Origin of the sequence: Roseateles sp., assembly GCF_046300915.1 — a bacterium.
GTDB lineage: Bacteria > Pseudomonadota > Gammaproteobacteria > Burkholderiales > Burkholderiaceae_C > Kinneretia.
The window spans coordinates 1-18,940 of record NZ_JBKCLH010000017.1 but is presented as its reverse complement, the minus strand read 5'-3'; the positions used below and the strand labels follow the sequence as shown (position 1 = coordinate 18,940).

Here is an 18,940-nt window from a genome sequence, read left to right as displayed (position 1 = left end):
CGCGCTCGGCGATCAGCGCAAACTGCGAGGCCACATCGCCCTCGCCCAGCAGGCGGTTCAGCGCGCGGCGCTCGATATAGGCGTTCAGGCCCATCATCTCGCGCACCGTGGCCTCCAGCGGCAGCATCAGCGTGCGCACCTGGCCTTCCAGCAACTCGACCTGCACCAGATCACCGACGCGCAGGCCCAGCTTGTCGGCCAGCCGGTCCGTCATCACCAGCCCGGTGCTGCTGGGCAGCGCAGGGCGTCCGTCCACATCGACGATGCGGCGCGCCTCAGGCCGCTCGGCCATGCCCTGCAGGCTGCCGCGCTCGCTGCGCGGCCCATGGATGAAGCGCACCGCCACATCGCGGCCGGATTCGGTGCTCAGCACGCCGGGCAGGCGCGCCAATTCGTGGCGGGCGCTATCGCCGCCGGCCTCGGCCATCCAGACGATCACGTCCGAGCGCATCGTCACATTGAACTGCGCATCGACGATGTAGTCGATCGCGTCGCGGAAGAAATTGCCCAGCACGACGATGGCCACCGCCACCGCCACGCCGGCGATCGACAGCAGGCTGCGCCAGGGCCGGCGCTCCATCTGGCGCAGGATCATGCGCAGCGGCACGCTGCCGCGCACGCCCGGCAGCCGCTCCAGCAGCGCGGCCTTGTAGCGCCCGGGCGCGGCGGGCCGCATCGCCTCGGCCGGCGCCAGGCGCACCGTGGCGCCGATGGCGTTCAGCGTGCCGGCCACCGCCATGGCCACGGTCACCGCGCCGCTCATCAGCACCAGCGAGGGCTCCAGCACATGCACATAGCTGCGGAAGCGGAAGAACTCGGCATACAGGCCGGTCATCATCAGGCCCAGCGCCTTGCCCAGCGCCACGCCCAGCAGCAGGCCCAGGCCGACGATCACCAGCACCAGCTTGAGGTAATGCACGGCAATGCTGCGGTTGGGATAGCCCAGGGCCTTCAGCGCCGCCACCTGCTCGCGCTGCGTGGCCACCAGGCGCGACACCACCACGTTCAGCAGGAAAGCCGCCACGCCCAGGAAGATCACCGGCAGCAGCGTGCCCAGCACCTTCTGCTCCTTGATCTCGTTGTCCAGCATCGCATGCGAGGTCTGGTCGGACCGGCCATAGGCCTCGCGGCCGCCATAGGGCTTGAGCACCTGGCCCAGCTCGGCGATCACCGCCGCTTCGGAGGCCCCCGGCGCCAGCTTGATCGACACGCGGTTGAAGGCGCCGCGCATATCGTAGGCGCCGGCCAGCAGCTCGCGGTCCAGCCAGACCACGCCAAAGCCGCGCATGTCTGGCATGCCACCCAGGCCGGCAAAGATGTATTCGGGCGACAGCGCCCAGCCCACCACCACCAGCTCGCGCTGGCGGCCATTGATCAGGGCCGTCAGGCGCGCGCCGGGCGCCAGGCCGCGGGCCTCGGCAAAGGCGGCCGACAGCAGCACCTCGATGGCGCTGGCGCCGGCCGGCTGCTCGCCCAGGTCGCGGCCGCGCTGGATGAAGACACGGTTCATGCGCGGCGCTTGCCGCAGCTCCAGCCCGATCAGCTGGCCCAGCACCGGATCGTCCACGCCGGGCAGCTCCAGCCGCACCAGCTGCTCCAGGCGGGTCTGCGCATCCAGCACGCCGGGCAGCTCGCGCAGCCGCGACTCCAGGGCCAGCGGCGCGCGCTTGACGCTGGCAAACACATCGGCAAAACGGCCCTCGGCGTAGAAGGCATCGCGCGCCAGCGCCAGCGAGTCGACCGCCGAGAGCGTGGTCAGAAAGCCGCCCATGCCGCAGGCCACCACCAGCGCAATGGTCAGCGCCTGGCTCCACATCAGGCGCAGGTCGCGCAGCAGTTTGCGGTCCAGCGCCCTCACCAGCTCAGCTCCGAAGGGGCCAGCTTGTGTTCATTGCGCTCGATGCGCTGGATCGCGCCGTCGCTGAGGTAGATCACCCGGTCCGCCATGGCCGCGATCGCCGCGTTGTGCGTGATCACCACGGCCGTGGTGCCCAGCTCCTTGTTGATGCGCGCGATCACCTCCAGCACCAGCTTGCCGGTCTGGTAGTCCAGCGCGCCGGTGGGCTCGTCACACAGCAGCAGATCCGGCTTCTTGACGATGGCGCGTGCAATCGCCACGCGCTGCTGCTCGCCACCCGAGAGCTGGGCCGGAAAGTGGTCAGCCCGCGGCAGCAGGCCCACCAGGCCGATGGCCTCGTCCACCGACATCGGCTGGCTGCAGATATCGGTCACCAGCGCCACGTTCTCGCGCACCGTCAGGCTGGGGATCAGGTTGTAAAACTGGAACACAAAGCCCACATGCTCGCGCCGGTAGCGCGTCAGCTCGGCCTCGCTGGCGCCGCTGAGCTGATGCTCGGCAAAGCGCAGCTCGCCGCTGCTGGGCACGTCCAGACCGCCCAGGATGTTCAGCAGCGTGGACTTGCCGCTGCCCGAGGCGCCCAGCAGCACGATGAACTCGCCGCGCGCCACGTCCAGATCGACGCTGCGCAGCGCATGCACCGCGGTGTCACCCGTGCCATAGGTCTTGCTCAGACCGCGCGCGTGGAAGACCGGCGCTTCGCCCTCGGTCCTGGTCTGTTCTGCTCCCATGCCGCAAGCCTCGCAGCAGCGCATGGCCTGCGCCTTGATGAAGCTCAAGCGAGCCGAGGGGAGCGCCCTGACGGGCCTCAGCAAGGGCTTCAGTACCGCCCCGTCGCCCCCGCCACACGCAGATAGACATAGGCGCCCCAGGCCACCAGGGCGCGCACCAGCACGCCGCGCAGGCTGGAGCCGCCCCATTGCCGCAGATCCACCCGGCGCGACACCCCGGCCGCGCTCTCGAACTCCGCCGACACCGCGCGCGCAAATCCCGCGTCGCGCACCATCACATTGGCTTCCAGGTTCAGCAGCAGGGACAGCGGGTCGATATTGGAGCTGCCCACCGTGGCCCAGCGCTCGTCCACCACCGCCACCTTGGCGTGCAAAAAGGCGGGGGTGTACTCGTAGATCTGCACGCCATGGCCCAGCAGCTCGGCGTAAAGCGCCTGGGCCGCCAGGCCTGCGATGCGGTAGTCCAGCTTGCCCTGCAGCAGCAGGCGCACCTGCACGCCGCGCCGTGCCGCATCGCGCAGCGCACGGCGGAAAGCCTGGCCGGGGTAGAAGTAGGGCGAGATCAGGTCCACCCGTTCGCGCGCGGCACGTATGGCGTCGATATAGGCGCGCTCGATGGTGCGGCGCTGGCGCAGGTTGTCCCGCAGCACAAAGGCGGCGCAGACCGGCTCCAGCGACTGGACATCCGCCTCAACGCGACGCCATCCCCGCGGCATGCGCAGGCGCCGCGCCAGGCGACGCAGGCGCCGCAGCGGCTCGGGGCTGCGCACCAGGGCCTGCAGCTCCTCGCCGAAGTCGCGCCCCAGCCAGGCCCGCGTCCACACCGCCCGCGCGGCCTGCGCCACAGGCTGCACCGCCGGCCCGCGCAGGACCACGGCATAGTCCAGGCGCGGCTGCTCGGTCTCGCCATGGTTGAGGTCCATGCGGTCATCGATGATGTTGATGCCGCCCACAAAGGCCCGCTCTCCATCCACCACGCAGAGCTTTTGATGCAGACGGCGCAGCTGACCGGGGTGCAGCCAGCGCCACCAGCGGTCTATGGGACGGAACACCGCCAGGGCCACGCCGCTGCCGGCCAGGGCCTCACGCAGCCAGGGCAGGCTGGCCTTGGAGCCAAATCCATCCACCACCACCCGCACCCTCACCCCACGCGCGGAAGCCGCCCGCAGGGCGGCCACCGTATCGGCCCCGGCCTTGTCGTGATGGAAGATATAGGTCGCGATCCAGACCTCGTGACGCGCCGCTGCGATGGCCTCGATCTGGGCCGGGAACAGCTCATCCCCGCCGCGGAGCAGGCGCAGCTCATTGCCGCCGCTGTAGGCGGGCAGAACCTGTGCGTGCCAGGAGAAGAGGTGATCGGGGTCCGGGGCCGCCACCGTGCTCCTCAGGCGATTTCGAACTCCGCCACCAGGGGCAGGTGGTCGGACATGCGTGCCCACACCGGTCCGCGCGGCACCTGAGTGGCCACGCAGCGCAGGCCGCGGGTGTAGATGCGGTCCAGCGAGAAGAAGGGCAGACGCGAGGGAAAGGTGGCCTGGCGTCGCCCACCGGGCACCTCGGCACGGGCCAGCCCATGCTCACGCATGGGCGCGTCCAGCTTTTCGCCCCAGTCATTGAAGTCGCCCGCCACCACCAGCAGGCCGTCTTCCGGTACCTCGGCGCGGATGTAGTCGGCCAGGCGCTGGACCTGGCGCACACGGCTGCCATGCATCAGGCCCAGATGGGCCACCACCGCATGCACGAGCTGAGACTGCCACTGCACCTGCACATGCAAGAGGCCGCGCTGCTCGAAGCGGTGGTCCGAGACATCGTGATGCCCCACCTCGCCCAGCGGCCAGCGCGACAGCAGGGCATTGCCATGCTCGCCATGCTTGGTGACGGCATTGGTGCGGTAGGCGACCTCATAGCCATCGGGCGCCAGAAACTCGGCCTGGCCCTGATCGGGCCAGCCGAACCAGGTGCGCTCGAACTGCTTGGCCTCGCGGTGGTGGAAGTGGCGCACCTCCTGCAGAAACACCAGGTCCGCGTCCAGGGCCTCCACGCCCAGGCCCAGGTTGTGGATCTCCAGGCGCTTGGTGGGGCCCAGGCCGCGCACGCCCTTGTGGATGTTGTAGGTCGCCACACGCAGATGGGCGCCGGTCGAGGCGGCCCCGGCAGCCGCACGCAGGCCGGGGCGCATCATGCGGCGAACCTCGGCAGCTGCAGCACCGCCTCGGCATTGGAGGGCGAGAAGCACAAGTCCGCCGCCTCGCGCCAGGGCAACCAGCGGTAGCGCAGATGCTCGCGCGGCGCGAGAACCACGGGCGTGCCGGCCGGCACGGTCAGGCCGAACACATGTTCGGTGTTGTGGGTCACGCCCGGCGCGTAGCGATGCCGCCAGACCGGGTAGATCTCGTAGACATTGCTGAGCTGCCAGTCCCGCAGGCGAGCGTCCAGGGCAGCGATGTCCATGCCGGTCTCTTCCAGTACCTCGCGCCGCGCGGTCTCGGCCGGCGCCTCGTCGGGCGCGTCCAGTGAGCCGGTCACGCTCTGCCAGAAGCCGGGCCGATCCGCCCGCTCCAGCATCAGCACCTCCAGCGCCGGGGTGTGAATCACCACCAGCACCGATTCGGGAATCTTGTAGGGTCGGGTCTGAACTGCGCTCTCGCTCATGCGGCAAGCATAGCGGAGCGGGCATGGCGCTTCAGCGCTGGGGGCGTTGACTCCACAGCACCCCGGCCGCCACCAGCAGCATGCCCAGCAGGGTCAGGGCCTCGGGCCGCTCGCCAAACAGGGCCAGGGCCAGCAGGGTGGCCAGCACCGGCGTCAGCGCGCCGGCACTGGCGCTGCGCTGCGCGCCCAGCCGGGCCACGGCAAAGCTGTAGCTCAGCGTGGAGATCAGGCCCACGCCCAGGCCTTGCAGGGCCAGCTGCAGGCCCAGCTGGGCGGGCGCCAGCGCCAGGAGTTGCAGCGGGCCCTGGCTCAGCTGCCAGGCCAACCATGGCGTCAGCAGGCCCAGCGAGATGCAGGAGATCAGGGCGGCGGCCTCCAGCGGCGCCAGGCGCGCCTCGCGCAGGGCCAGGGTATAGGCCGACCACATCAGGCTGCCCAGCAGGAACAGGGCATAGCCCTGGGCCCGATCGCCCTGCCCCGCATTCAGGGCCAGCATGGTGGCCACGCCGGCCGCAATACACAGCAGGGCCGGCCAGCGGGCCAGGGCCTGGCGCCCGTGCAGGGCGGCCGCCAGCAGGGCCGTGAACAGCGGCAGGGTGCCGGGGATCAGGGTGGCGCCCTCGGCCACCGGCGCATGGCGCATGCCCCAGCCCGCGATCAGGAAATAGGGCAGACCGGCGCCGGCCACGATGCTCAGCGTCAGCCGCCAGGGCAGCGCCATCAGGCGATGCCGGGCCCGCCACAGCACCGGCAGAAAGATCAGGCCGGCCGGCGCGAAGCGGATCAGGGCCAGCTCGGCCAGCGGCAGGGCCGCACGCGCGCCGGCACGCAAGGAGATGAAGAAGCCGGCCCAGATGCACAGGGTCAGGGCCAGAGCGGCCCAGCCCTGCCAGGCGGGGGCGGTGTCGGAGGACGAGGGCCCCAGAGGCAGGGCGCGCACAGCGGAGGAGGACATGGGTACTGCAGGGGAAACCAGCAAAACTGCGCTCGCCATTCTCCGCAGGTAGCCGGGGCGTTTTGCACCAATATCCATTCCGAAAATCGATGACGACAGGCGACAATCACCAACAATCATTCAAATATTGGCGATTTCACCCATGGACCGCATAGACGCCCAGATCCTGGACCTGCTGCAGCGCGAGGGACGGCTCAGCGTGGCCGAGCTGGCCGAGCGTGTGTCACTCTCGCAAAGCCCCTGCGCGCGCCGTCTCAAGCGCCTGGAAGACAGCGGCCTGATCGCCGGCTACCGCGCCCAGCTGGACCGCCAGGCCCTGCAGCTGGGGACGACGGTCTTCGTCAATGTGCGGCTGATGCATCACCGCGCCGACGCGGTGCAGCAGTTCGAGGCCGCCATGCAGGCCATGGCCGAGGTCATCAGCTGCCATGTGGTCTCGGGCAGCCATGACTATTTGCTGGAGGTGGTGGTGGGGGCGCTGGGCGAGTACGAGCAGATCGTGCGCCGCCTGCAGTCCCTGCCGGTGGTGCAGGACATCAACAGCAGCTTCGCGATCCGCTGCGTGAAGAACGGCGCCCCCCTGCCCCTGCGCGCCTGGGCCTGAGCCGGTATCGAGGCACTCAGGCCTGGGCGCCGCGCTCCAGATCCCGGGCCAGGGCCTCCAGAGCCACGCGATCCAGACTGGGGGCCGCCAGCAGCTGACGCAGGCGCTGTGCCGCCTCGACCAGCGACTGGCGCGCCGCCGGCGCGGCCGAGGCTTGGCCGGGCAGCTGAGCCAGCAGGCGCTCCAGCAGCGCCGCCAGTCGCTGAGCCCGCGCCACATCGGCCCGGGACCAGGCAGCCCCCAGCGGGCGCTGCAGCCACAGCCCCCCCACCAGACGGGTCTGCACGCGCAGGCCCAGCTCCAAACGCGACTGGCGGGGCCAGTCCGCAGCACCCAGGGCCTGGTCCAGCTCGGCGCGCCAGGGATGGGCCAGGCTGTCCGTCTGCTGCAGCGGCGTGCCGGGGGCGCTGAGCGCCTGCAGATAAGCCATGACGGGCCCAGCCTCCAGCCCGGCCTCGCCCGCCAGGGCACGGTAGCGCCCGCGCCCCGACTCATCCCACCACAGCGTCAGGGCGCTGAGCTCCAGGCCCTCCAGCAGGCGCGGCAGCATGGCCGCCCAGGCCCGCTCCAGATCGGCCGGCTTTTCCAGTGCCCAGGCCTGGCCCGCCAGATCCAGCAAGAGGCCGTCGGCGCCGGTGGGGTCGGTGTCGAATCGCGCCAGGGCCTCCAGGCCCGCCGGCATCTGGGTCTGGGCCAGGCTGGCCTCCAGGCGCTGGGCCTGCTGGGCGTGGTGCCAGCCGGGCCCCAGCTCGCCGCGGGCCTGGGCCAGCTCGGCCAGGCGCGCATGGGCCGCCGCCTGCAGCGCACGGGCCTGCAAGCCCTCCGCCAGGTCCAGGGCTTCCTGGGCCAGGGCCTGGGCCTGCGGCCCCTGCTCCAGTTCGCTGAGCAGCAGGCAGGCCTGCCCCTCCAGCCAGCGATAGCCGCAGGCGCGCGCCAGCTGCTGGGCCTGCCGGGCCAGCCGGACGGCCAGAGCCGGGTCACCGCGGTCGCGGGCGCAGCGTGCGTGGTGCCAGATGGCCTCGGCCTGGTAGTCGCGGTGGCCGGCCTCGCGGGCCGCGCTGAGTGCCTCATCCAGGGCCGGCAGGGCCGCCTGCGGCCCCTGGGTGGCCCGCAGCGAGGCCGCCCGGTTCAGCGCGATCTTGGCGCGCAGATAGGCATCCCCCGGCAAACGGGCGTAATGCGCCTGGGCCTCCTCCAGCACACGGCCGCCACGGGCCCATTCGCCCAGGGCGTAGCAGAGATGGGCCAGGCCGATACGGGCCTGGCAGGCGCTGCGCGAGTCGTCCGCGGCCCAGGCGAGGGTCTGGCTCCAGGCCTTGCAGGCCTGGGTGTAGTCGCCGCGCTGGTAGTGCAGGCGCCCCAGGGCTTCGCTCAGCTCGGCCGCATCGGCATGGGCACGCTGGCGCTCGGCCAGGTCGCGGGCGCGCTCCAGGGCGGGCTGCAGCTCCAGCGAGCGGCCCCAGCGTTCCAGCACGAAGAACTCGCCCAGCAAGGCGGCCCGGCTGCCGCGCACATCGGCATGGCTGACCTGTCGTCGCAGCAGAGGCAGCATCAGGGCCGGGTGGCGCATGATGCCGCGCTCCCAGCGCGGCAGATGGACTTCGGTGCGAGGACTCATGGCGTGCAGACAGGGGCTAGGCGGCGGCAAAACCGCAAGGATAGCGGCTGATGACGCATGAAAAAGGGCGGCCAGGGCCGCCCTTCATGATTCAGCCAGCGGCGCCGGCTCAGGCCGCGGTGGCCGCGCCGGGGTTGCGCAGGCGGATGTGCAGCTCGCGCAGCTGCTTCTCGTCCACGTTCGACGGCGCGCCGGTCAGCAGGCACTGGGCGCGCTGGGTCTTGGGGAAGGCGATCACGTCGCGGATGGACTCGGCCTTGGTCATCAGCGTCACCAGACGGTCCAGGCCAAAGGCCAGACCGCCATGCGGGGGCGCGCCGTACTGCAGGGCGTCCAGCAGGAAGCCGAACTTGATGCGCTGCTCTTCCGGCGTGATGTTCAGGGCCTCGAAGACCTTGGCCTGCACCTCGGCACGGTGGATACGCACCGAGCCGCCGCCCAGCTCCCAACCGTTGAGCACCATGTCGTAGGCCTTGGCCACGCACTTGCCCGGGTCGGTAGCCATGTAGTCCTCATGGCCGTCCTTGGGGGCGGTGAACGGGTGGTGCACGGCGGCCCAGCGCTTGTTCTCCTCGTCTTCCTCGAACATGGGGAAGTCGACCACCCACAGCGGCGCCCAGCGGTCCTCGAACAGGCCCGAGGCCTTGGCGAACTCGCTGTGGCCGATCTTCAGGCGCAGCGCGCCGATCGAGTCGTTGACGATCTTGGCCTTGTCGGCGCCGAAGAAAAGCAGGTCGCCGTCGGCGGCGCCGGTGCGCTTGAGGATCTCGGCAATGGCGGCGTCGTGCAGGTTCTTCACGATGGGCGACTGCAGACCCTCGCGGCCCTTGGCGACCTCATTGACCTTGATCCAGGCCAGGCCCTTGGCACCGTAGATCTTGACGAACTCGGTGTAGGCATCGATCTCGCCGCGGCTCATCGCGGCGCCGCCCGGCACGCGCAGGGCCACCACACGGCCACCCTTGGTGGTGGCGGGCGTGGAGAAGACCTTGAAGTCCACATCGCCCATCACATCGGTCAGCTCGGTGAACTCGAGCTTCACGCGCAGGTCCGGCTTGTCGGAGCCATAGCGGTGCATGGCTTCGGCGTACTTCATGACCGGGTAGTCACCCAGCTCGACGTTCAGCGCCTTGCGGAAGACGTGGCGGATCATGCCCTCGAACATCGAGCGGATCTCTTCCTCGGTCAGGAAGCTGGTCTCGATATCGATCTGGGTGAACTCGGGCTGGCGGTCGGCGCGCAGGTCCTCGTCACGGAAGCACTTGGTGATCTGGTAGTAGCGGTCGAAGCCGGCCACCATCAGCAGCTGCTTGAAGAGCTGGGGCGACTGCGGCAGCGCGAAGAACATGCCGTCGTGCACGCGGCTGGGCACCAGATAGTCGCGCGCGCCCTCGGGCGTGCTCTTGGTGAGCATGGGGGTCTCGATGTCCACGAAACCATGCTCGTCCAGGTACTTGCGGCACTCCATGGCCACGCGGTAGCGCAGCATCAGGTTGTTCTGCATATAGGGGCGACGCAGGTCCAGCACGCGGTGGGTCAGGCGCGTGGTCTCGGACAGGTTCTCGTCGTCCAGCTGGAAGGGGGGCGTGACGCTGGGGTTCAGCACTTCCAGCTCATGGCACAGCACCTCGACCTTGCCGCTGGTCAGGCCGGCGTTCTCGGTGCCGGCGGGGCGGGCACGCACCTTGCCCACCACCTTGAGGCAGAACTCGTTGCGCACGTCCTCGGCGATCTTGAACATCTCGGGGCGGTCGGGGTCGCAGACGATCTGCACCAGGCCTTCGCGGTCGCGCAGGTCGATGAAGATGACGCCACCGTGGTCACGGCGACGATGGGCCCAGCCCATCAGGGTCACGGTCTGGTCGAGCAGCTTCTCGCTGACTTGGCCGGCATAGCAGGTACGCATGATGTTCTTCTCCGAAATCTGTTCAGTCCGCGCCTCGGGCGCGGATCGGGATGTGTGGGGGACAGCGCTGGCAGGCGAAGAGCCCTCAGGGTTGAGCGCGTGCTGAGGGCGCTCAACCCGGCTGATTTGACCGCCCCTTCGGGTCGGCCGAACCCTTGGGGTTTCGCGCCGGGTCGGGCGGCGTGCTCGGCGCCACCACGCCCATCGAGATGATGTGCTTGAGCGCCTCGTCCACGCTCATGGCCAAGGGCTTGATACTGGCGCGCGGCATCATCAGGAAAAAGCCCGAGGTGGGATTGGGCGTGGTGGGCACGTACAGGCTCACATGCTCGCCCGGCAGGGCCTCGGCCACCTCACCACCCGGGCGGCCGGTGACGAAGGCGATGGTCCAGCAGCCTTCCCGCGGGTACTGCACCAGCACCGCCTCGCGAAAGGCATTGCCGCTGCTGGAAAACAGGGTGTCGGAAACTTGTTTGACCGAGTTGTAGATGCTCTTGACGATGGGGATGTTGGAGAGCAGCCGGTCCCATTGGCGCAGCCACCACTGGCCAAAGATATTGGCCACGAAAACACCCGTCAGCAGCAGGGCCGCAACCAGGATCAGCACCCCCAGGCCCGGCACATGGCGCAGGGCCTCCAGATTGTTGTGCAGGGACAGGGGGGCCACGGCCTGCAAGGCGCTGAGCAGGGCCTCGAACACGCTGGTGATGAGGCCCAGCACCCACAGCAGCACCCAGACGGTGATCGCCAGGGGCAGCCAGACCAGCAGGCCGGTGATGATGTATTTCTTCACACGTGCTCAGTGGCAGGCGCAGGAGCCGCCGCAGGGGGTGGAGGCGGCCGTGCTGCCGCCTTCGCCGCCACTGCTGGCAGCGGCGCCGCTGTCCGCGGCGGCGCTGCCGGTGCTGGCTGCCGCGCCGGTGGCGGCGCCCGCGGTGGCCGTGGCACTGCTGCCGCCGCTACCACCCCGGAAGTCGGTCACATACCAACCCGAGCCCTTGAGCTGGAAGCCCGCGGCCGTGACCTGCTTGCTGAAAGTCTCGGCGCCGCAGGCCGGGCAGGTGCTCAGGGGCGCATCGGACAGCTTCTGCAGCACGTCCTTGGCATGGCCGCAGGTGCCGCAGCGGTAGGCGTAGATCGGCATGTTGACTGACTAAACCGTTGATTAAAAAGGCGAAATTATAGAGCCAGCGCCCCCGCTCAGGCCGAGGGCTCGTCGCTGAGGCCCTCGACATGGGACTTGTGGGTGTGGCGGTTCTTCAGCCACTGGGGCGCCAGCGATCCCACCAGCATGCCCCCGATAGCCGCCAGCAAGCCAGCCAGCTGACCCGGGAACACCTCGCCCAGGCTGCTGATCTGGGGCATGAAGATGATCCACACACCAATGCCACACACCAGGGACACGATGGCTCCTTGTGTCGTCGCACGCTTCCAGTACAGACCGAAGACCAGGGGGACAAACGCACCCACCAGGGTCACCTGATAGGCGCCCGATACCAGCTCATAGATCGGCGTGCCCTTCATCGCGATGGCATAGGCCAGCACCAGGGCGGCAAAGATCACGATGGTCCAGCGCATGGCCAGCAGCTGCTCGCGATCCTTCATGCGGGGATGCAGATTCTTGAGAATGTTCTCCACGAAGCTGGTGGACGGAGCCAGCAAGGTGGCCGAGGATGTGCTCTTGATGGCGGAAAGCAGGGCGCCGAAGAAGAGGATCTGCATCACCAGCGGCATGTGGTTGAGCACATAGGTGGGCAGCAGCTTCTGATAGTCGTCACGGGCCACATCCAGGGCCTGCTGACCCATCACCACCACGGCGCTGGCCACGATGAACATGGGCACAAAGGCAAAGAGGATGTAGCTCACGCCGCCGATGACGGCGCCCTTGCGCGCGGTATCGGCATCCTTGGCCGACATCACGCGCTGGAACACGTCCTGCTGCGGAATGCTGCCCAGCATCATGGTGAGGGCGGCGCCGACAAACATGGCGATATCGGTGAAGGTGGGCTCCGGCATCATGCGGAACAGGTCATTCGCATGGGCCATGTCCAGCACCTTGCCGGCGCCGCCGGCCAGATCGGCCGAGAAGATGGCGATGATGGTCAGTCCCACCACCAGCACGATCATCTGCACGAAGTCCGTCCAGGCCACGGCCAGGAAACCACCCACCACCACATAGGTCAGCACGGCCAGCAGGCCGACGATCATGCCGGCGGTCTCCGACATCGCGCCATTGGTCAGCACCGAGAACACCAGGCCCAGGGCCGTGATCTGGGCCGCCACCCAGCCCAGATAGCTGAGGATGATGGCGCAAGAGCAAAAGACCTCCACGCCCTTGCCGTAGCGTTCGCGGAAGAAGTCGCCGATGGTCAGCAGATTCAGCTTGTAGAGCTTGGCCGCGAAGAAGGTGCCCACCAGCACCAGGCACATGCCGGCGCCAAACGGGTCCTCGACGATGGCGTTCAAGCCGCCCTGGATGAATTTGGCCGGAATGCCCATCACGGTTTCGGCACCGAACCAGGTGGCGAAGGTCGTCGTGATCACCATGATCAGGGGCAGGCTGCGCCCCGCAATGGCGAAGTCAGCGGTGTTCTTGACCCGGCTGCCAGCCCAGACGCCCAAGGCCAGGGTTCCCAGCAAGTACACGACAACAAAGGCGATCAGGGTGTAGTTCATGACCGACGCCCGGGGCTCGGGCGATGCAAGAAGTGGACGGAACCCGGCACGCCGGGGCTAAATGCGGGCCGCATTATCCCCAAATGTGGGGTGTTCGACCTGCCGCCAATTAGAGAAGCAAGACTCGCGCCGCTCAGGCCAGGCCGCCCGGCGCGGCAAGGGCGCCCGGGCCGGCTGGACTGGGCGGCGCCACCCGCGGCAGCAGCAACTCGAAGCGGGTGCCCTGCCCCGGCACGCTGCTGGCCGTGATCTGGCCGCCCAGCAGGGAATGCACGATGGTGTAGCAGATATGCAGGCCCAGGCCGCTGCCGCCCTTGCCCATCTTGGTGGTGAAGAAGGGGTCGAAGATGCGCGGCAGCAGCTCCGGCGCGATGCCCCGCCCATCGTCGCTGAAGAGCAGACGCACCCGGTCCGACCCCAGGGCCTCGGCGCTCAGGTGCATGCGCCCGCCACGACGGCCCTCGAAGCCGTGCAGCATGGCGTTCAGCATCAGATTGCTCAGCACCTGTTCGAGCGGGCCGGGAAAGCTGTCGAACACCAGGCCCTCGGGCACAGACAGCTCCAGGCTGTGCTCTTCACGCCGCAATCGGTTGTCCAGGGTCAGGGCCAGCTCCGCACAGACCTTGGCCAGATCGAAGCTGCGCCGCTGCTCCGAGGTCTGATCCACGGCCAGCTGCTTGAAGCTGCTGACCAGCTGGGCCGCGCGCCCCAGGCTGCGGACCAGCAGCTCGCTGGACTCGGCACTGCTGCCACAGAACTGCTCCAGCTCCGAACGCCTGAGCGTGCCGCTCTTGCTCGTTTCCAGGAAACGCCGGCAAGCATCCTGCAAGGTACTGGCCACCAGCAGGCTGTTGCCTATAGGCGTGTTGAGCTCATGCGCCACCCCGGCCACCAGGGCGCCCAGGGAGGCCAGCTTTTCCTGCTCCACCAGCTGGGCCTGGGTCAGCTGCAGGCGGTGATAGGCCTCGGCATTGTCCAGGGCCACGGCCGCATAGGCCCCCAGCGTGGCCAGAATGTCCAGATCGGTCTCATGGTAGGCATCGGGGCGCTCGCTGAGCACGCTGATCACGCCGATCACCTGCTCCTTGAGCCGCATCGGCACATACAGCGCCGATCGCGCCGCCGCCGGCTCGCTGCCGTCGAGCAGACGAACACGCCCCAGCCCCTCCTGCTGACGCACGCGAGCGTCCAGTTCGCGGTTGTCAGCACCCAGATCGCTGATCAGCAGCGGCTCCCCACTGAGCACACAGCGGGTGGCGGGCTGCTCGGAGGCGTCCAGGCTGCGGCGGTAGGGCTCGAAGGGACGGCCCAGCTGCATCACATAGTCGAAGTCAATCACGCGACGGTCCCAGCGCACCAGGCCCACCCCGAAGACCTGCACCGGCATCAGTGCCTGCACATGGCGGTACAGGGCGCTCTGTATGGCCTGCAAGTCGAGCGAGGCGGTAATCTCGCGCCCGATCTCGCTGAGCGTGGCAATCTGCTGCCGCCCGCGCTCGGCGGCACGCTTTTCCACCTCCAGCTGTTCGCGCTGCGCCAAGACCTCCGCGGTGCGCTGCTCCACCTGACGCGCCAGCTCTGCCCGCCCCCGCTCCAGCACGCGCAACCTCAGCCGCCAGACCGCCATGAGCGACAGGACCAGGCCCAGCAGCAGCAGGCCACGGAACCAGGTGCTGCGCCACCAGGGCGGCACCACCTCCAGCTCCAGCAGCAAGCGCGACTCACCCCAGGCACCATCCGGACTGCCCGCACGGGCATGCAGGCGATAACGCCCCGGGTCCAGATTGGTGTAGGTCGCCAGCCCCTCCCCCGGCGTGCCTTGGATCCAGCCGGCATCAAAGCCCTCCACCCGCCAGCTGTAGCGGTTGTGCCCGCGGGCATAGAAATGCAGGGCGGAGAGCTCAAAGCTGACCATGGCCTCGCGGTGGCTCAGGCGCAGGCGCCGCAGCTGGGACAGAGGCCCTGCGATGCCGAGGGCCTCCATGCTTGACGCGGCGTCCGCCGGCCCGGCAGGCCCCACTGACGCATCGTCTTGCGCCTGCACGGAGCGGTTGTAGATGCGCACATCAGAGAGCTGCACCGCGGGCGCCACCGGGTTGTCGCGCAGATTGTCCGGATGAAAACTCAGCAGCCCCTGGCCGCCAAAGAAGAGGCCTCCGTCCACGCCGCGCGCGGTGGCACCGAAGCTGAAGCCCCCGACCAGGTTCCCGTCGCGTGCCGGGTAGTGGCGCAGCTGGCGGCTCTCGGGGTCCAGCCGCGTCAGGCCCTGAGCGCCGGTGAACCACAGCAGCCCGCCCTGACTGTCCTGCAAGCCATGGATCCAGCCCGGCGGCATGCCCGGCAGCTCGCGCCAGGAGCGCAGCCCCCAGCCGCCTGGTGAGCCGGGGCGGCGCTCCAACTCGTACAGGCCCAGCTGGGTGCCCAGCCAGATACGCCCCGCGGCATCCTGGCGCATGGCGTAGATCATCAGCTCTTCAGGACGGGCCTGAACGGCATCCGGGCGCAAGGGCCTCAGCAGGCGCTGGCTGGCCTCGTCCCAGAGATGCAAGCCGCCCTTGGTCCCCACCCACAGACGTCCTTCCCGGTCCTCCAGCAAGGAGTCCACCACCTCATGGCCCAGGCCGCTCTCCGGCCCGGCGCGCAGCAGCTGACGCCGCCCATCCGGGTGCAGCAGATGCAGGCCCGAGGCACTGGCGGCCCAGAGCCGGCCCTGCTGATCCAACTGAAGGGCGCTGATGGAGAGCGAGCCCCCGCTGGCCGCCTCGAGCTCAATGCGGCGGCCGCGCCGGCTCAGGGGATCCAGCAGCCACAAGCCCTGCTCACCGCCCACCCACAAGCCCATGCCGGCTTGGCGCAGCAAGGCTTTCACATGTGTCACGGGCAGTTGCTCCAGGCTCACCCGCTCCACCTCGCCGCTGAACAGATGCAGGCGGTTCAAGCCTCCCCCGTAGGTGCCCACCCAGACATGCCAGGCGTCATCCGGGGTGACGGCCTGCACCACCGGGTGGGACAGGCTCCTGCTTTCGCCAGGCACCGAGAGATAGCTGCGCATGCCGCCGCTGCGCAGATCCACCAGGGAGATGCCGCTGGACCATGTGCCCACCCAGAGCACGCCGCTGCGGTCTTGGTAGACGGAGGCGATATCGTCCCCCGCCAAGCTGCGCGGCAGGGCCGGATGATGACGGAACTGCTCGGCCACCGCGGCGCCCTCGCGCCAGCGCCACAGCCCCTGATTGCCACTGCCCAGCCAGATGGAGCCCTCGGCATCGCGCCACAGGGCACGCAGGGAGTCCCGGGGCAGGCCCAGGCGCTGGGGCAGATCGCTGAGGCTGCCGTCGCTGAGGTCGAAGATCAGCACGCCCTGCCCCGTGCCCAGCCACAGCCGACCGCGCCCATCCAGCACCAGGCTGCGCCCGCCGGGCTGCATGCGCAGAGGCTGGGGCACGGGAATGCGACGCAGCACCTGCTCCTGCGCATTGAGCTGCAGCAACTCGCCCCGCCCCACCAGCCACAGTCCACCCTGCTCGTCGGAGGCCATGGCCAGCAAACGTCCCGAGCCCGAGCCCGGCCGCAAGGGATCGGGCAGAGCCACGGGGCGGGCTTCGGAGCGTGCGGTGTCAAAGCGCAGCAGCGCCTGGTGCGTCAACACCCAGAGCGCGCCCCCCGGAGCGGGGAGCAGGCCCAGCACGGGCTGGGAACCACCCGCCGCGGGCCCGGGCAGCGCATGGCGGCGCAGGGATTCGCGCTGCAGATCGATCTCATGCAAGCCATTGCCCGTGCCGACCCAGAGCCGCCCGGCCGGGGCCTCCAGCAGGCTGAGCACATGCGGATGATCCAGGCTGTCGGCCCTGGCGGGATCCGCGGCAAAGTGGCGCGCGCGCCGGCCGTCGAAGCGGAAGAGCCCATTGGTCGTGCCCAGCCACATCTGCCCCTGCTGATCCTGCAGGGCCACCATCAGGGCCTCCTGATTCAGCGTGGACTCATGACGCAGATGCTCGAAACGCAGCTGCTGCAAGGACCCCGCGGCGGCGGGCACCAGACCCACCAACCACAGGCCAAGCAGCCCGGCCAGGGCTCGGATCAGCAGGCGAGAACTCGAGGCGAGGCGGGCGACAGCCATGCCGCCAGCCTAAGGGGAAATCGGCGCGGGTGAAAGCCGGGAATTGCCGGAATGGGGCGAGGCGCGAACGGGCTCAGTTGAGCCAGCCGCCACGCACCAGGATCTGGGCCAGCACCAGGCCAACGGTGAAACCCAGCCCGACAAACAGCAGCACGCGCAGCAGGCGGTTGGTGCTGCGCTGCTCGTTCAGCAGGGCCAGCAGCAGCTCGCGCTCATGGCCCTCGGCGCGGCGGCGCAGGCTGTCGTGCAGAAGGCGCGGCAGCTCGGGAAAGATCTGGGCGAAGCGCGGTGCCTCTTTCTTGATCTGGCCCACAAAGGCGCGCCAGCCCACCTGCTCGTCCATCCAGCGCTCAAGAAAAGGCTTGGCCGTGGCCCAGAGGTCCAGTTCGGGATCCAGCTGCCGGCCCAGGCCCTCGATATTGAGCAGGGTTTTCTGCAGCAACACCAGCTGGGGCTGGACCTCCACATTGAAGCGGCGCGAAATCTGGAACAGGCGCATCAGGACCTGCCCCAGGGAAATGTCCTTGAGCGGACGGTCGAAATGCGGCTCGCAGACGGTGCGCACCGCCCCTTCCAGCTCATCCACCCGGGTCTCGGCCGGCACCCAGCCCGATTCGATGTGCAGCTCGGCCACGCGCTTGTAGTCGCGGCGGAAGAAGGCGATGAAGTTCTGCGCCAGGTATTCCTTGTCGGTCTCGGTGAGCGTGCCGATGATGCCGAAGTCCAGGGCCACATAGCGGCCGAAGGTGGCCGGGGCCAGGCTGACCTGGATATTGCCCGGGTGCATGTCCGCATGGAAGAAGCCGTCGCGGAAGACCTGGGTGAAGAAGATGGTCACGCCGTCGCGGGCCAGCTTCTTGATGTCCACGCCCGCGTCGCGCAGACGCTGCAGCTGGGAGATGGGCACGCCGGACATGCGCTCCATCACGATGACCTCGCTGCTGCACAGATCCCAGTGCATCTCGGGCACCAGCACCAGATTCAGGCCGTCCATATTGCGCCGCAGCTGGGCCGCATTGGCCGCCTCGCGCACTAGGTCCAGCTCGTCGTGCAGGTACTTGTCGAACTCGGCCACCACCTCGCGCGGCTTGAGCCGCCGACCATCGGCCGAGAAGCGCTCCACCCAGCCTGCCAGCGTGCGCAGCAGGGCCAGATCATCGTCAATCACATCCAGCATGCCCGGCCGCAGCACCTTGACCGCGACCTCGCGCCCGTCGGGCAGGGTGGCGAAGTGCACCTGGGCGATGGAGGCACTGGCCACAGGCTCGGCCTCGAAACTGGCAAACAGCTGCTCGATGGGGCGCCCGAAGGCCCGCTCCACCAGGGCTCGAGACTGCGCCGCCGGGAAGGGCGGCACCCGATCCTGCAGCAGGGACAACTGCTCGATGATGTCGCCCGGCAGCAGATCGCGCCGAGTGGACAGCACCTGTCCGAACTTCACGAAGATGGGGCCCAGATGTTCCAGGGCCAGGCGCAGGCGCTCGCCGCGCGGCTGCTGCCAGGTCCTGCCGCCCGCCACCAGGCGACGCAGCAGGCGCACGCGCCGCTGCCTGAAGCCCGACAGGGCCAGGTCATGCAGGCCGAACCGCGCGAAGGTCCAGACAATGACCAGCAGGCGCGCCAGATACCTCATGCGCCGGAACCGCCGGCCGCACCGGGCATGAAGCGGGCCGCGCTCTTGGCCAGCAGGGCCAGGCCTTGCGCCGCCGCCCGGCCCCAGCGGGCCAGTTGGTGGGCCGGCGCGGGACCGACGATCTGGGCCAGATCGTCCTCGATATCCCAGCGGAGGTTGTCCATCAGCCAGCTCAGCTCGCCCGCGA

The 18,940-nt window shown here is 69.1% G+C and carries 14 protein-coding genes and 1 pseudogene; 1 reads left to right on the top strand and 14 read right to left on the bottom strand.

Going from position 1 to position 18,940, the window contains the following annotated elements:
• The 6 genes from ACK5F2_RS01185 to ACK5F2_RS01160 all read right to left on the bottom strand — a co-directional run.
• A partial coding sequence (locus tag ACK5F2_RS01185; protein ID WP_409862187.1) for an FtsX-like permease family protein occupies window positions 1-1,858 on the bottom strand: 1,858 nt, incomplete at its 3' end.
• Window positions 1,855-2,589 (bottom strand): ABC transporter ATP-binding protein, encoded by a 735-nt coding sequence (locus tag ACK5F2_RS01180; RefSeq protein ID WP_409862186.1) that lies wholly within the window; start codon window positions 2,587-2,589, stop codon window positions 1,855-1,857. The genes ACK5F2_RS01185 and ACK5F2_RS01180, both read right to left, overlap by 4 nt.
• A gap of 89 nt (window positions 2,590-2,678) precedes the next feature.
• Window positions 2,679-3,965: a cardiolipin synthase ClsB gene (gene clsB / locus ACK5F2_RS01175; RefSeq protein WP_409862184.1), complete on the bottom strand. Its 1,287-nt coding sequence runs from the start codon at window positions 3,963-3,965 to the stop codon at window positions 2,679-2,681.
• Between the two features lie 8 nt (window positions 3,966-3,973).
• Window positions 3,974-4,771 (bottom strand): endonuclease/exonuclease/phosphatase family protein, encoded by a 798-nt coding sequence (locus ACK5F2_RS01170; protein ID WP_409862182.1) that lies wholly within the window; start codon window positions 4,769-4,771, stop codon window positions 3,974-3,976.
• Window positions 4,768-5,241, bottom strand: a complete 474-nt coding sequence (gene nudB, locus ACK5F2_RS01165; protein ID WP_409862181.1) for a dihydroneopterin triphosphate diphosphatase — start codon at window positions 5,239-5,241, stop codon at window positions 4,768-4,770. Before nudB ends, ACK5F2_RS01170 begins: the two co-directional genes overlap by 4 nt.
• A gap of 31 nt (window positions 5,242-5,272) precedes the next feature.
• The gene (locus tag ACK5F2_RS01160) at window positions 5,273-6,196 is read right to left on the bottom strand and encodes a DMT family transporter (RefSeq protein ID WP_409862180.1); all 924 of its coding nucleotides are present in this window, start codon (window positions 6,194-6,196) and stop codon (window positions 5,273-5,275) included.
• Window positions 6,197-6,338: 142 nt separating this feature from the next.
• Between ACK5F2_RS01160 and ACK5F2_RS01155 the strand changes: the two genes are divergently transcribed.
• The gene (locus tag ACK5F2_RS01155) at window positions 6,339-6,800 is read left to right on the top strand and encodes an Lrp/AsnC family transcriptional regulator (RefSeq protein WP_133605129.1); all 462 of its coding nucleotides are present in this window, start codon (window positions 6,339-6,341) and stop codon (window positions 6,798-6,800) included.
• A gap of 16 nt (window positions 6,801-6,816) precedes the next feature.
• Here the strand turns inward: ACK5F2_RS01155 and ACK5F2_RS01150 are convergent, their stop codons facing one another.
• The 8 genes and pseudogenes from ACK5F2_RS01150 to ACK5F2_RS01115 form a co-directional block, all read right to left on the bottom strand.
• Window positions 6,817-8,418, bottom strand: a complete 1,602-nt coding sequence (locus ACK5F2_RS01150; RefSeq protein WP_409862179.1) for a hypothetical protein — start codon at window positions 8,416-8,418, stop codon at window positions 6,817-6,819.
• 109 nt (window positions 8,419-8,527) lie between these two features.
• Window positions 8,528-10,324 carry an aspartate--tRNA ligase gene (gene aspS / locus ACK5F2_RS01145; protein ID WP_409862178.1) on the bottom strand — a complete coding sequence of 599 codons (1,797 nt, stop codon included), beginning with the start codon at window positions 10,322-10,324 and terminating at the stop codon, window positions 8,528-8,530.
• Between the two features lie 112 nt (window positions 10,325-10,436).
• On the bottom strand, window positions 10,437-11,117 hold the full coding sequence (locus ACK5F2_RS01140; RefSeq protein ID WP_409862177.1) for a DUF502 domain-containing protein: 681 nt from the start codon (window positions 11,115-11,117) through the stop codon (window positions 10,437-10,439).
• 6 nt (window positions 11,118-11,123) lie between these two features.
• A complete protein-coding gene (locus ACK5F2_RS01135; RefSeq protein ID WP_409862176.1) occupies window positions 11,124-11,468 on the bottom strand; it encodes an FmdB family zinc ribbon protein in 345 nt (114 codons plus the stop codon).
• 56 nt (window positions 11,469-11,524) lie between these two features.
• Window positions 11,525-13,000, bottom strand: coding sequence for a sodium:solute symporter family protein (locus ACK5F2_RS01130; protein WP_409862175.1), 1,476 nt, complete (start codon window positions 12,998-13,000; stop codon window positions 11,525-11,527).
• A 133-nt stretch (window positions 13,001-13,133) separates the two neighbouring features.
• Window positions 13,134-17,120: a two-component regulator propeller domain-containing protein gene (locus ACK5F2_RS01125; RefSeq protein WP_409862174.1), complete on the bottom strand. Its 3,987-nt coding sequence runs from the start codon at window positions 17,118-17,120 to the stop codon at window positions 13,134-13,136.
• A 73-nt stretch (window positions 17,121-17,193) separates the two neighbouring features.
• Window positions 17,194-18,753: a ubiquinone biosynthesis regulatory protein kinase UbiB gene (gene ubiB, locus ACK5F2_RS01120; protein WP_409862172.1), complete on the bottom strand. Its 1,560-nt coding sequence runs from the start codon at window positions 18,751-18,753 to the stop codon at window positions 17,194-17,196.
• Window positions 18,750-18,940: pseudogene (locus ACK5F2_RS01115) on the bottom strand (hypothetical protein); the annotation flags it as partial. The gene ubiB and the pseudogene ACK5F2_RS01115, both read right to left, overlap by 4 nt.